Source organism: Nitrosomonas marina (assembly GCF_900111605.1).
GTDB lineage: Bacteria > Pseudomonadota > Gammaproteobacteria > Burkholderiales > Nitrosomonadaceae > Nitrosomonas > Nitrosomonas marina_A.
The window spans coordinates 101,122-114,575 of record NZ_FOIA01000007.1; the positions used below are offsets into that span (position 1 = coordinate 101,122).

Genomic DNA, 13,454 nt, shown 5'->3' on the forward strand with positions numbered 1-13,454 from the left:
GTATGTCTGACAATATATCTTATCAAATGCCATTTGGCGCAGAGCTGGAAACCGGCGGCAAAGTGCGTTTTCGACTTTGGGCGCCTGGGGGAAATACGGTAGATGTCTGTCTGTATGATGGTTCCAAAGAAAAAAAATTAACGATGGCGGCGGCAGCTGACAGCTGGTTTGAAATCACGACAACATCTGCAACGCCGGGTACTTACTACCGTTTCTGTATTGATGGCGATCATTGCGTACCGGATCCGGCTTCGCGCTTCCAGCCTGAAGATGTGCACGGGCCAAGTGAAGTCATAGACCCTTCCAGCTGGCGCTGGCAGGATGCTCACTGGATGGGGCGGCCCTGGGAAGAAACCGTTGTTTACGAATTGCATGTCGGCAGTTTTACACCTGAAGGTAATTTTGCCGGCGTAATGGGAAAACTGGATTACTTGAGAGATCTGGGTGTTACCGCGATTGAATTGATGCCGGTTGCTGATTTTCCAGGAAAACACAACTGGGGTTATGATGGTGCCTATCTGTTTGCACCAGACAGCCGCTACGGCCGGCCCGACGATCTAAAAGCCTTGATCGACGCGGCGCATGCGCGCAATCTGATGGTATTCCTGGACGTGGTATACAACCATTTCGGGCCGGAGGGAAATTATCTGCATCTTTACGCACCTCAGTTTTTCACTGAGAAACATCGGACTCCCTGGGGTGCTGCTATCAATTTCGACGACGAATACAGTCACTGGGTACGGCAGTTTTTCATTCATAATGCACTGTACTGGCTGAAAGAATATCATATTGACGGTTTGCGGCTGGATGCTGTGCACGCCATTCTGGACGATTCTCAACCGGATATTCTGACCGAGCTGGCTCAACGAGTGCAGACAGCTTTTCCCAGTGAACGCCATATTCATCTGATCCTGGAGAACGATCATAACGCGGCGCATTATCTTGAGCGTGATGCCGGACACAAGCCGTGCGCGTACGCTGCACAATGGAACGATGATATACATCATGCTCTCCATGTAATAACCACCGGAGAAACCGGTGGTTATTACATGGACTATGCGCAGAATCCTATATTACACCTGGGGCGCTGTCTGGCGGAAGGATTTGCTTATCAGGGTGATTGCTCTCCTTACCGGAACGGGGAGCCCCGTGGCGAACCGAGCCGCCATTTGCCGCCAACAGCTTTCGTGTCCTTCTTGCAGAACCATGATCAGGTGGGTAACCGCGCTTTTGGCGAGCGTATTCAGGCGCTTGCATCGCCACAGCAAATTCATGCTGCGGCAGCGATATTATTGCTTGCACCGTCACCACCATTATTGTTTATGGGCGAAGAGTGGGGCAGCTGCCAGCCGTTTCCATTTTTTTGCGATTTTGGGACGGAGCTGGCTGACGCGGTTGTCAACGGCCGCCGCGAGGAATTCGCCCGTTTTCCGGAATTCAGTAATCCTGATGCGCGTGCGCGCATTCCCAATCCAATGGAAGAGAGTACATTTCAGCGCGCCGTGTTGAACTGGCTGGATTGTGATCGTCCCGAACATGCATCCTGGCTGACGCTGTATCGTGAGCTGCTTGCCCTGCGTCATCGTTATATTGTGCCTTGTCTGCCCGGTTTGATTCAGCAACCGGCAGCGTTCAGTCAATTGGGGGGTCATGGATTGAAGGTAAGCTGGATACTGGCCGATAATACGCAATTATCGCTAATTGCCAACCTTGGAGATGAAGTACTGAGCGGCTGCAGTTTTTCTCCATGGAAATTACTGTATGCCACGCATAGCACCAGCTGCGGTCTGAATGACATCGATGTTTTGCCGCCCTGGTCCGTGATCTGGTATCTGAGTAAAGGAGCTGCTTAGTGAATCCATCGAGTGCGCCCAGTTCGACATACCGTCTGCAGTTTAACCGTGGATTTACGTTTGCCGATGCCGCAGATATGATCGCATATCTGCATGCACTGGGTATCAGTCACGTGTATGCTTCTCCGTTCTTAAAAGCGCGCACTGGCAGTCTGCATGGTTACAATATTGTTGATCATAACGCGCTGAATCCTGAAATCGGTACAAAAGCCGACTTCGATGCTTATATTGAAAGGCTTCACCATTACGGTATGGGGCAGATCGTTGATATTGTGCCCAACCATATGGGTGTTGGCGGTGACGACAATAACTGGTGGCTGGATGTATTGGAAAATGGCGAGGCATCGGTTTATGCGGATTTTTTCGATATCGACTGGCACCCCGCAAATCCGGCGTTGAGTAACAAGGTGCTGTTGCCCTTTCTCGGCGATCACTACGGATCGGTTCTTGAAAACGGCGAGCTGAAGCTTGTATTCGACAGCAAGAACGGCACTTTTAACGTGCGTTATTACGAGCACCTGTTTCCGATTGATCCGCTTACTTATCCATTTATTCTGGGCATGCATATTGACCGACTGACACAGCATAGTGACAGGAATCAAAGACTTTTTGAGGCCCTTACCGTAGTCATTGCCGCTTGCAAGTCCCTGCCAGGCCGCAACGATCTTTCAGATTCTCTGCGCAAGTATCGCCATCAGAGTGCCATGGCATGCAAGCACCATCTGGTCGAACTCTACTCCAAGCATCCTGAAGCGCACACCTATATTCAGGCCAATCTGGATGTATTTAACGGTGATGTCAAACAGCCCGGCAGTTTTGACCGATTGCACCAGCTGTTGGAAACACAGGCTTACCGGCTGTCTTACTGGAAAGTCGCTACCGAAGAAATCAATTACAGGCGCTTCTTCGACATCAACGAACTGGCCGCCTTGAGGATGGAGAACAGTGAGGTCTTTGATGTGACGCATCAGCTTATTCTGCAAATGGTGCATGACGGACAAATCAACGGTCTTCGCGTTGATCATCCTGACGGTTTATCCGATCCCTGCGCCTATTATCATCAATTGCAGCAATTAGTGCGTAAGCAAGCCGGCACCCAGTCGGAGTCGGATGACGCATTTTTCGGATTGTGGATCGAGAAAATTCTGGCCAATTTCGAGCACCTGCCGTCCGATTGGCCTGTCAGCGGGACCACTGGATATGATTCGGCATTTCTGCTCAATGGGATTTTTGTCCGGCAGCAGTCCGAACGTCAGGTTAATCGCATTTACAGCAGGTTTATCGGATTGAATCTTGAATATGAAAGTTTGCTCTACGATCGAAAGAAACTGATTACCCATCGTATGCTGTCAAGCGAATTGACGGTGCTGGCCAACTTGCTCAGTCATATTGCGCAAACCAACCGGCGCACCCGTGATTTTACCTATCAGGCGTTGCGCGATGCATTGGGTGAGGTGGTTGCCTGTTTTCCGGTTTATCGTACGTATATCACTGCTACACAAATCAGCGAAGAAGATTTACGCTATGTGCAATGGGCAATCGCGCAGGCAAAAAAACACAATCCGGCGACCGATATTCTGATTTTTGATTTTATCGGACAGTTATTGACATTGACGCATCTGGACGCTTACCGCAACAGCATGCGGCGTAAGGTTGTTCAGTTCGTACTTAAATTTCAGCAATATACATCGCCTGTGATGGCCAAGGGGCTTGAAGACACCACGTTCTATATTTATAACCGTCTGACATCGTTAAACGATGTCGGGTTTAATCCCTGCGCATTTGGTATTTCTGTTGCTGCTTTTCACCAGGCCAACAAACAGCGGCTAATGCACTGGCCACAAGCCATGGTCACTACATCCACGCATGACAGTAAACGCAGTGAGGACGTTCGCGCACGCATAAATGTATTGTCAGAGATGCCGGATGAATGGCAGCGGCGCCTGAATCGCTGGAGTCGTCTCAATCGTCACAAAAAGAGACTGATCAATCATGAAAGCGCTCCTTCCCGCAACGACGAATATCTGATTTATCAGACTTTGATCGGCGTATGGCCGCTACAAACCGGGCATCTGTTCGAAGACACTGATGCGCTTGAATCATTACGCAAGCGCATTGAAGATTATATGCTCAAGGCCATCAGGGAAGCCAAGGTGCATACTTCATGGATCAATCCTAACGAGGAGTATGAAGAAGCCATACGCAGTTTTGTGAGTGCGTTGTTATATACCAACCCGGAACACAATGCTTTTCTCGCTGATTTTTTACCATTTCAGCAGCGCGTCGCACGTTTCGGGTTATTTAACAGCCTGTCGCAAACATTGATGAAACTGACGATACCCGGTATACCCGACATTTATCAGGGTAATGAACTATGGATGTTTAATCTGGTTGACCCGGACAACCGGCAGCCCGTGGATTATCGGGAGCGCAACCGATTGTTGAGTTCGCTCGTGAAGGAATCCGAGGCCTGCACAGACCTGTCTGTTTTTGCACGGCAGTTGCTTGAGCAGATTGGCAATGGCCATGCCAAGCTCTACCTGACCTGGAAAAGCCTGAAACTGCGCCATCGATATCAACAGCTTTTTCGGCACGGCAGCTATACAGGCTTGACTGCACAAGGCCCCCGCGCCGATCACATCTGCGCGTTTGCACGCTGCCATGAAGGCGAAACTATCATAGCAGTCGCTGCCCGCGAATTCGTGCCACTGGTAACCGAAGAAAATGACTTGCCTATCGGTGGATCCATCTGGCATGACACCTTTGTCGAATTACCTGCAAACCAGTCGGAAATACAGACTTATCGCAATGTTTTTACCGGTGAACGCGTCACCAGCACGCGCATTGACGACCAATTTTTCCTGAGCGCGGCAGAAGTGTTCAGCAGTTTCTCGGTGGGGTTACTGGTAGAGGAACCAGCGAAATAATACTTGCTAACATGTGCGAGTTGTTGTGACCAGAGCCGCAATCATGTTTTATGAAAGCAGTTGGTTAGCTGTGATACAGAAGCCCCGGGTAGCAATGAATGGCATTATTTAAGATAAGGCAGTTCTATGCGTCCTCTTTTAATTCATATCTTTTCTGAATATTCCAGTTCAACAACGATGCGCAGGCATATATGTTGCGAATCGTTGGTGTCTGTATACCTGTGAGTCTTGCAAGTTCCAGTACAGCGAGCATTAGCGCATCCAGCTCAAGCGGGTGTCCGTTTTCCAAATCCTGCAGCATGGACGTTTTATGCGGGCCGACAGCCTTTGCGCCTTCTATGCGTTTTTCGATGGTGTGCCTGAAATGTGCTCCCAGCGTTTCGGCAACCTGCTGGGCCTCGCTCATCATTCTGGCGACCAGTTCGCGTGTATTGGGAAAGGTGCAGATATCTTCCATCGTTGCATGCGTTAAAGCGCTGATAGGGTTTATAGACAAGGCTCCCCATGCCTTTAGCCAGATTTCTGATCGAATATCGTCAATTATCAGACATTTAAATCCGGACTCTTGAAACAGATTTGCGACTTTTTGTGTGCGTTCGCCTTGCGTGCCAATGATTTCGCCGATTGAGAATCGTTTTCCCTCAATGTGCCGGGCGCGTCCATTTTCTTCCAGCATGACTGCAGGATAGGCGACACAACCAATAACTTGCGAGGGGTTGATATAGCGATTCAACAGGCCCTCCGGATCCAGGCAGTTAATCTGCGCTTCTTTAAAACGATCCGAGAGTCCATGTAGATACCACCATGGTATTCCATTTTGTATGGGAATGATAATTGAATTGCCATCGGTGAGCCTGGCAATGTTTTCCGCAGCGTCTGGCAGGTCTTGTGCTTTGGTTGCCAATATTATAATTTGGTGTATTCCAGCCTCAGCAAAATCTGAAGTAATCAAAGACGGGCTTACAGATGATTCCAGACCATCCAGGTCAGCTACAGTAATCTGACCTGATGTTTTCAGTCTCTTCACCCGGTTCGGCAGATCGATCATGGTAACTTCATATCCGGCCTTCTGGATACCGTGCCCAATGAATATACCCATTGCGCCGGAACCAACAATTGCGATACGCATACTTTTTCCTGTGTTTTTCAAAAATGCAAAAACTGGTTTTTTTTGGTTCTATATTAATACTGGTAATTTGTAAACAACGTATGTTGTTAGCGGATAGAACAAAGGAAAATTAAATTCAAGTCTGTCAGGCATTCCGGCTAAGATCAGCCCGGATCAATTTTCCAGAGATTGAAAGGGGGCCACCAGCCTCGCCAGAGTCCGGGATGTTCCAATACATTTTGTTCAAGAATGGGTATGTATGCACTGATCATTTCTTCTTCAGCCTCATCAATCTGTGGGCTCTGAGATTCAAGGGGTGGCGCTATGTTAATAGCGTAACCGTTTGAAGCAGGGACAATAAATACCGGAAGCAGGGCGGCACCCGTTGTCAGTGCGAGATTGGGTGCGCCTTTAGCCAGCCGGATGCGGCCACCCAGAAAAGGACGCTCTCCGTAACGACGGCCAGAATGAATGGCCGTTATCGAAACGATTTCATTTGCCTGAAGCCTGGAGACCAGACGGCGCATGGCCTGTCCTGAACCATTTCGCGTGATCAGGCAGCGTTCTTCCAGATACCGCTTTTCGATGTTTGTTTTTACCGGATTAAGAACATGCATGCCAAAACGGGTGTCAGAGAAGCCGTGCGTATAACTGCTCAGGTGTGTGATGCGAAATCCGGCCTGAAACAATCCTTTTTTAAAAACTAGATCAGCATGCGCAAATGGGCAGAACCATAAAATCACACCTTTGTTTTTCTCGAGTGCTTCGAATATGTGGTGCTGGCCGCTGATTTCTATTTTAGGGTTCCATCCCCAGGGAGCATACTCCCGTAAATTCTCAAGCAGCTCCCAGTGATTGTGTTGGCGGAATGCAACCTCGATCTGGTATGGTTTGATCGTCGGAATCCGGGAGACCAGTCGATTTAAGTGTGTTCCATTGTCTCCAAACAGCTTGATATGCGTTTTGCCTAGAAAACCGGTCAGGAAATTCCAATACCGCTCCGGAATCAGCCAGGCAATGGGTAGAAGGGCTGCGAAATAGAAGACCATCATTATGTCTCGCAGCGATATGGTCTTCATTAGAAATTATTCGAACAAAAATGCAGAGGTCTTGCTGCGGATAGTAACTGGTGTGTTCTTTTCATGGGCCGAGTTTATATAAACTGATAAAGGGTGTAAATATTCTGGGCCATAAGAAGCTGATATGGAATCGGTTCTGATGTGTTCGCGCGCGATTGCGAAGCTGGTACAAGTGGTACTTTCAGGGACAGTCAATGTCCGTGGGCAAATAACCCGACAAACCAGATCAGACCGATTCCCGCAAGAATTAATGTGACTTGCTGTATGGTAGCGCCAATCTCGGGACGTTTGTGCAGGCCCGGTATTAAATCGGACAGGGCAACGTAAATCATACTGGCTGAGGCAAGTCCCAGCAAAGGCAGTATCAGAAAATCGAGTGTGTTAAGCATAAAATAAGCGAGAACACCGCCGACAAGCGTTGCAAAACTAGATAACAGATTCATCAAAAAAGCCATGCGGCGGGAATAGCCTGAATTGAGCAGAATGATGAAATCACCGGCTTCCTGCGGTATTTCATGCGCGATGATCGCGATGGATGTAACGATGCCAAGTTGTGTGTCGACCATAAAAGCAGCCGCGATCAGAATGCCGTCGACGAAATTATGGAAAGTGTCTCCGATCATAATCATCATGCCACTGCGACCGTGATCGTGCTCATGCTCATGTGTAGAATAGCTGCTCGCCGTTACGGTCGCTACAGTGGGCACAGCCTGTTCTGAGGCAGTTGCCGGACTGTGTGCCTCGCAGTCTTCCATATGGCAGTGCCGCCATAGCACAAGTTTTTCCAGAATGAAAAACAGTAAAATTCCAAATAGTACCAGAATGGTAACTTGAGCGGGGTTGTCAGAAAGTTCAAAGGCCTCCGGCAGGATATTCAGAAACGCGGCGCCCAGCAATGCACCGATTGCGAAAGAGACAAGCTTTGAAACCCAGGCTGTGCGAGTGTTAAGCGTGAGCAAGGCTGCCAGAAGCAGGCTCAGTACGCCACCGGTAAAGCTGGCTGCTACGATCCAGGAAAGCGTCGACATAAAGAAAAAACAATTGGAAAGGCGGGATTATACGCTGATGCACGGGGTGAATGAACTAATTTGGCCAGTTTGCCGGTTTTTCCATCCAGATCAACGCCGCCATGCGGCCGGTTTCGCCATCCCGGCGGTATGAGAAAAAACGTGCCGGGTCACTGTACGTGCAAACGCCTCCGCCATATACGTGAGTTACTCCCGCGCAGGCCAGGCGTTGCTGCGCGAGATGGAAAATATCTGCAAACCATTTGGGTTCCGATCGTGTAGAAGAGCCTGCTTGTTGAAAAGCTTTGGCGCTTCGCTGATCATGGTCAACGAAAGCCGCCCTGACATCATCGCCGACTTCAAAATGTTCAGGACCAATAGCCGGGCCAAGCCACGCCATCAAAGTATCGTTTCCGGTTTGCATGGCTGCAACGGTTTGTTCGATGATACCGGCTGCTAGTCCGCGCCATCCGGCATGCACTACGCCGACCACGGTTCCAGCCATATCGCATAACAATACCGGCAGGCAATCGGCTACCATGATTGCGCAAACGGTATTGCACTGGCGGCTTAACGCGGCATCTGCGGATTTTTCCTGCAGTTGTGTGGCGTTCTGATTTATCCAGATATGGCGGGATCCGTGCACTTGCACGAGCCAATATGGATCACTGGGTAGATATTTTCGCAGCAAAGACCTGTTCCTGAAGACATTCTCAGAGTTGTCGTGTACATGCATGCCCAGATTGAAAGAGGCGTGAGCGCCATTGCTGAACCCACCGCATCGCGTTGTAAACAGGGCTTTGATATGGCCGGGGACCGGCCAGTCGGGAATTATCAAATCAATCATCGTTTTTTGATCATGGTTAAGCACAATATTAGAAACGTGCTCTGGTTATAAAACATGCTCAATGAATTTCTGGGTTAGAATAACGGGTTTTGGGTTAAGCGCTTGCGTTATTCCCTATAAATCAATTATAAAAGATTAGATTCCAGAACAGGTGTGCTCAATGAATGATACCGAAAAATTTAGACATTATTTGAAATTTCTTTTACTTGTATTGCTGGCGGTCATTTTACCGCTAAAGGCAGCCGACAGTCTGGCATACGCACAAAATGCCGCCGGGGTCACTGCAACCGGACCAGCCGATGATCAAACCGAATTGATGAAGGCTGTATTTTCCGGTAAAGATAAAATTGTCAGCGAATTGCTGGGCAAAGGTGTGAGCCCTGATCTGCAAAATGAAAAGGGATTTACGCCTCTGATGATTGCATCGCAGTACGGTTATGAAAATATTGTAACCATGCTGCTGGAAAAGGATGCGCATCTGGATATTCAGAACAACGGGGGGGCGACGGCATTGATTCTGGCCACCAAAAACGGGCATGCCGACGTGGTCAGGGCGTTGCTGGCCAAAGGTGCGCGGGTGAATCTGCAGACAAGCGATGGCATATCAGCCCTGATGCTGGCTGCTCAGAAAGGTTATGACAACATAGTTGATGCACTGCTGGAACAGAAGGTCAATGTTAATCTTGGAACGGAAGACAATGTGACCGCGTTGATGATTGCTGCTCTTGAAGGCAGAGAAACTATCGTCGATAAATTACTGGCAAAAAATGTCCGAATTGATACTCAGGCTTCTGATGGCACGACAGCATTGTATATGGCAACACGAAACGGCCATACAGCGATTGTGAATACTTTGCTGGCGAAAGATGCGCCGGTTGATCTGATCGCCGCCAATCAGACTACGCCGTTGCACGTCGCCGCACAGAACGGCTATATTGAAATCGTCAAGGCCCTGCTGGATAAAGGTATTTCAATGGATCAGCCGGATCAGAACGGCGCTACAGCATTGACGCTGGCCGCTCTGGTCGGGCAAAAAGAAGTTGTTGAAATCCTGCTTGCATCCGGTGCTAAGATCGATCATAAAGCCAGAAATGGTTTTACACCGTTGATTCTGGCTGCGCAAAACGGACAGGTTCCCGTGATGAAGGTGTTGCTGGAAAAAGGTGCGCAAATAGATCTTCAGAATGATGACGGCGTCACTGCCTTGATGTGGTCAGCGATGCACGATCATGTTGAAGCGGTAAAATTGCTGCTTGAACATGATGCGGATGTATCTATTAAAAGTAATAGCGGCAAGACGGCATTGGAAATTGCCAGGAACGAGGATATTATTGAATTACTGCAGTCTGAATGACAGTAAGTTCATAATGGAGTAATAAATTTTGCAGCAACAGTCCAGTAAATGCCAGATTTTTGCCCATCGCGGTGCAAGCAGGGAAGCCATGGAAAACACGCGCGCGGCTTTCGAGCATGCATTGCTATATGCAATTGACGGTATTGAAACCGATGTTCAGCTTAGCCGTGATGAAGTGGCGGTGCTCTGGCACGACGAGTCTCTCGATAAGATCGGTCTGGCCGGTCAACATATTGATGATTTTGATTTGGCGCAACTGGAAACGTTGAATTTTCCGCAAACCGGTGTTAAAGGCATCATGACCCTGAAAACGTTTCTGAATGATTACAATCAGCATTGCCGCTTGCTGATCGAAGTCAAAAACCATGACAGGGAGCCGGTCATTCGTCATGAAATAAAAATGCGCCGGGTGATTGATCTCATTAAAGAAGTATCAGGCAGCCGGACTGCTGACCGTTTACTGGTATCGTCATTTAATTTGCAGAGTCTGGTTTATGCGCATCAGCAGGGTTGCGATATTCCGCTGGTCTACAATATTGATGATCACCAGACCATCGCAGACGTGCAGCAGGCATTGCACGACTGTACGTTTCTTTACGGTTTCTGTTTGCCAATAGCTTTGCTGGATCAGCATCTGTCAGATCAGCTGCGTGCACACTATAAACGCATTATCGTATATACCTGTAATACGGATGATCAGATCAACAAGGCGCTGCAACTGGGTGTCGATATACTGATCAGCGATGTGCCGGACAAGGCGATTGAAATGCGGAATGCGAGACCGGGTGGTGCATGAACCGAAATCCCGCGCGGCTGGAAAGTCAGACGTTCGACCTGCTTGTATGCGGTGGCGGAATTTATGGTGCCTGGACGGCTTATGATGCCGTATTGCGCGGCCTGAGTGTTGCGCTGATCGATCAGGGAGATTGGGGCAGCGCTACTTCCTCCGCGTCCAGCAAACTGGTTCACGGGGGTTTGCGGTATCTTGAGCAATTTGAATTCGGGTTAGTGCGGAAAACGCTGACCGAACGTGAGATGTTGATGTTGGTTGCGCCACACCGGGTGTGGCCGTTGCGTTTTGGCGTGCCGGTGTATGCAAACAGCCGGGTCGGCCTGCTGCGTTTGAAGCTGGGATTGATGGCGTATGATTTTCTTGCGGTCGGACAGCAAACCTCGAAGCGACATCGCTATTTCAACCGCCAGCAATTGAACGTGCGATTTCCTTTTTTAAAAGCTGATACGCTGAAGGGCGGTTTTACATACGCCGATGCGCAGACCGACGATGCACGGCTGGTGCTGGAACTGGTACAAGGTGCCATGAATGCCGGTGCGGTGTGTGTCAACTACTGCAAACTGACCGACCTGATAGAAACCGGCCAGCAGGCTACAGGTGCGGCTGTTTACGATGAACCGGCGGATCGGACGTATACAATTCAGGCGAAACAGATTGTTAATACAACGGGTCCCTGGATAGCAGTGGACAATCAACGTCCGGAAAATTGTTTGTTGACCCGCGGTATTCATATGGTCATGCCACAGCTTGGTCTGGAAGAGGCGCTGCTGCTTACAGCTCGTTCGGACGGGCGCGTTTTTTTTATGATCCCATGGTATGGATTGACATTGCTGGGAACAACCGACACCACCTACCAGGGTCCACTAAATCGTATCGACGTCGATGAAACAGAAGTCGATTATCTGCTGAATGCGGTCAATGATTATTTGCGCGAACCCTGGACGCGCAATGATATTGTCGGCGCTTTTGCCGGTGTACGGGTACTGAAGCATGAGGCGACTGCCGACTCAACGGAATCTCCCTCATCCGTCAGCCGGGACTGGGTAGTGAGAACTGCTTCAAACGGTGTTCACTATTCGATTGGTGGAAAATTAACGTCAGCCCGGCAGGACGCCGCTCAGATTGTCGACCGGGTCTGTGAAGAATTGAATATTGACGCGCCCTGCACAACCCGAAACCGCAAGCTGCCCTGGTCGCCACAGGAACTAAGTGAACAGGTCGCATCGCTGGACAGCTTTTTGCGCTGGTCTGAAACAATGCAGGCACTGGCTGCGGAACTGAAAGTTGACCCGGAAAGTGCGTTGTGGCTGATTCGGCGTCATGGTAGTAAGGTTTCAGACATTCTGAAGGATATTGAACAACGACCGGATCTGGCTGCACGCATTGTTCCGTCCTTACCGTTGATCCAGGCCGATCTCATGCACTGCGCAGCTAGCGAGATGGTTATGCACCTGGACGATCTGCTGCGCCGCCGTTTGCCGCTGCTGATTCTCGCGAAGCTGACCGAAACAGATTTGCGTCGAATCGGTGAAGAAATCTCTGGTGTAATGCATTGGGACGCGCTCAGGGTTCAAGAAGAAATTGCCCGTTGCAGGCCTTGGTTAAACCTAAAAAACTCAGTTGACTGTCATAAAAAAGAACAAACAACATAAATCAAAAAAAACAATAACGAATCCCTTCACCCTTAAGGTAACCCTATGATACTAATATTATGCCGTTTTTTTATCATTTTCCGGATTTGATTCATTTTAATGACAAGTTGTTACGCCTCTTCACGCCTTGCCAGAAATAAAAAAAACAGCACTCTGTGAATTGAATTTTGATGAAGTTTATCCTTGACGCTTACCGTCCAGATCGAATTTACCCATTAAAACCTAAGGCAAGTGTCCGGCTGCATACTCAATATTTTGTTTACTTACAGAAACACGCCACCACTATCAAAAAATATATCGGCTCTGCCATTTGAGATTAGTTCCAGCATAGATGCAGCGGTTACATCAATCAATGACATAATTAAAATATCTTCAAAGTCATTTCGTATAATATCATCGATCAGAACATTGGTAGCTTGATACACAGCGTGAGCCAGTTGGGTATCATTCCTGTAAATAGGATCTGCTGGCCTATCGCTAAAAACGTCGTTCATTAACGCGGCAAATTCAGATGTATCTGGATTATCGATTAGATCGGGATGGGAACGAAAATATGAAGCAATCTGAATAATCTCTGATTCGTCAATTGCCCTAAATGCATTGACCATTGTACCGTAAATCAACGACTCCAGGGTTTCAGTTGTTGCCGGCAGGTTTGGCAGGTGCGCCACACCAAGTTCTTCAGCAGTGAATACGCCATCCGATGAACCCTGATAGTTTTCAGGGTCGAACACGTCAAGGGCATATCTAAAAATTGCGATTACAAAACGAAGCAAGTCTGGAAGTGAAGTTATTTTTCCTGGTTAGTGTATAATAACATTTTGTTTATTATAT

Annotated in this window: 10 protein-coding genes; 5 read left to right on the forward strand and 5 right to left on the reverse strand. The window is 48.6% G+C overall.

What is annotated here, in order from left to right:
* The first annotated feature begins 2 nt into the window (after window positions 1–2).
* Both treZ and treY read left to right on the forward strand, forming a co-directional pair.
* Window positions 3–1,853, forward strand: coding sequence for a malto-oligosyltrehalose trehalohydrolase (gene treZ / locus BMY62_RS04875; protein ID WP_256207425.1), 1,851 nt, complete (start codon window positions 3–5; stop codon window positions 1,851–1,853).
* Entirely contained in the window at window positions 1,853–4,780 is a 2,928-nt protein-coding gene (gene treY / locus BMY62_RS04880) for a malto-oligosyltrehalose synthase (protein ID WP_090657233.1), read from the forward strand. Before treZ ends, treY begins: the two co-directional genes overlap by 1 nt.
* Window positions 4,781–4,904: 124 nt before the next feature.
* Here the strand turns inward: treY and BMY62_RS04885 are convergent, their stop codons facing one another.
* From BMY62_RS04885 to pgeF, 4 genes are all read right to left on the reverse strand, one after another.
* Window positions 4,905–5,909: a 2-dehydropantoate 2-reductase gene (locus BMY62_RS04885; RefSeq protein WP_090657235.1), complete on the reverse strand. Its 1,005-nt coding sequence runs from the start codon at window positions 5,907–5,909 to the stop codon at window positions 4,905–4,907.
* 143 nt (window positions 5,910–6,052) lie between these two features.
* The gene (locus tag BMY62_RS04890) at window positions 6,053–6,967 is read right to left on the reverse strand and encodes an LpxL/LpxP family acyltransferase (RefSeq protein WP_090657237.1); all 915 of its coding nucleotides are present in this window, start codon (window positions 6,965–6,967) and stop codon (window positions 6,053–6,055) included.
* 191 nt (window positions 6,968–7,158) lie between these two features.
* Window positions 7,159–7,995, reverse strand: coding sequence for a ZIP family metal transporter (locus tag BMY62_RS04895; protein WP_090657239.1), 837 nt, complete (start codon window positions 7,993–7,995; stop codon window positions 7,159–7,161).
* A 55-nt stretch (window positions 7,996–8,050) separates the two neighbouring features.
* Window positions 8,051–8,821: a peptidoglycan editing factor PgeF gene (pgeF, locus tag BMY62_RS04900; RefSeq protein WP_090657241.1), complete on the reverse strand. Its 771-nt coding sequence runs from the start codon at window positions 8,819–8,821 to the stop codon at window positions 8,051–8,053.
* Between the two features lie 160 nt (window positions 8,822–8,981).
* On the opposite strand from pgeF, the gene BMY62_RS04905 reads away from it, so the two are divergent.
* From BMY62_RS04905 to BMY62_RS04915, 3 genes are read left to right on the forward strand one after another with little or no spacing between them, the layout of a single operon-like run.
* Complete coding sequence (locus BMY62_RS04905; RefSeq protein ID WP_090657243.1) at window positions 8,982–10,175, forward strand: ankyrin repeat domain-containing protein; 1,194 nt, start codon at window positions 8,982–8,984, stop codon at window positions 10,173–10,175.
* Window positions 10,176–10,203: 28 nt separating this feature from the next.
* On the forward strand, window positions 10,204–10,971 hold the full coding sequence (locus tag BMY62_RS04910; RefSeq protein ID WP_256207426.1) for a glycerophosphodiester phosphodiesterase: 768 nt from the start codon (window positions 10,204–10,206) through the stop codon (window positions 10,969–10,971).
* Window positions 10,968–12,620 carry a glycerol-3-phosphate dehydrogenase/oxidase gene (locus BMY62_RS04915; protein ID WP_090657244.1) on the forward strand — a complete coding sequence of 551 codons (1,653 nt, stop codon included), beginning with the start codon at window positions 10,968–10,970 and terminating at the stop codon, window positions 12,618–12,620. Before BMY62_RS04910 ends, BMY62_RS04915 begins: the two co-directional genes overlap by 4 nt.
* 263 nt (window positions 12,621–12,883) lie before the next feature.
* Here BMY62_RS04915 and BMY62_RS04920 read toward each other — a convergent pair whose 3' ends face one another.
* Complete coding sequence (locus BMY62_RS04920) at window positions 12,884–13,396, reverse strand: hypothetical protein (RefSeq protein WP_090657246.1); 513 nt, start codon at window positions 13,394–13,396, stop codon at window positions 12,884–12,886.
* Window positions 13,397–13,454: the final 58 nt, after the last annotated feature.

Bases quoted from the DNA above. Each gene is read 5' to 3' on its own strand.
- treZ (WP_256207425.1), top strand. From the start codon at position 3: ATGTCTGACAATATATCTTATCAAATGCCATTTGGCGCAGAGCTGGAA.
- BMY62_RS04885 (WP_090657235.1), bottom strand. From the start codon at position 5,909: ATGCGTATCGCAATTGTTGGTTCCGGCGCAATGGGTATATTCATTGGG.
- BMY62_RS04890 (WP_090657237.1), bottom strand. From the start codon at position 6,967: ATGAAGACCATATCGCTGCGAGACATAATGATGGTCTTCTATTTCGCA.
- BMY62_RS04895 (WP_090657239.1), bottom strand. From the start codon at position 7,995: ATGTCGACGCTTTCCTGGATCGTAGCAGCCAGCTTTACCGGTGGCGTA.
- pgeF (WP_090657241.1), bottom strand. From the start codon at position 8,821: ATGATTGATTTGATAATTCCCGACTGGCCGGTCCCCGGCCATATCAAA.
- BMY62_RS04905 (WP_090657243.1), top strand. From the start codon at position 8,982: ATGAATGATACCGAAAAATTTAGACATTATTTGAAATTTCTTTTACTT.
- BMY62_RS04915 (WP_090657244.1), top strand. From the start codon at position 10,968: ATGAACCGAAATCCCGCGCGGCTGGAAAGTCAGACGTTCGACCTGCTT.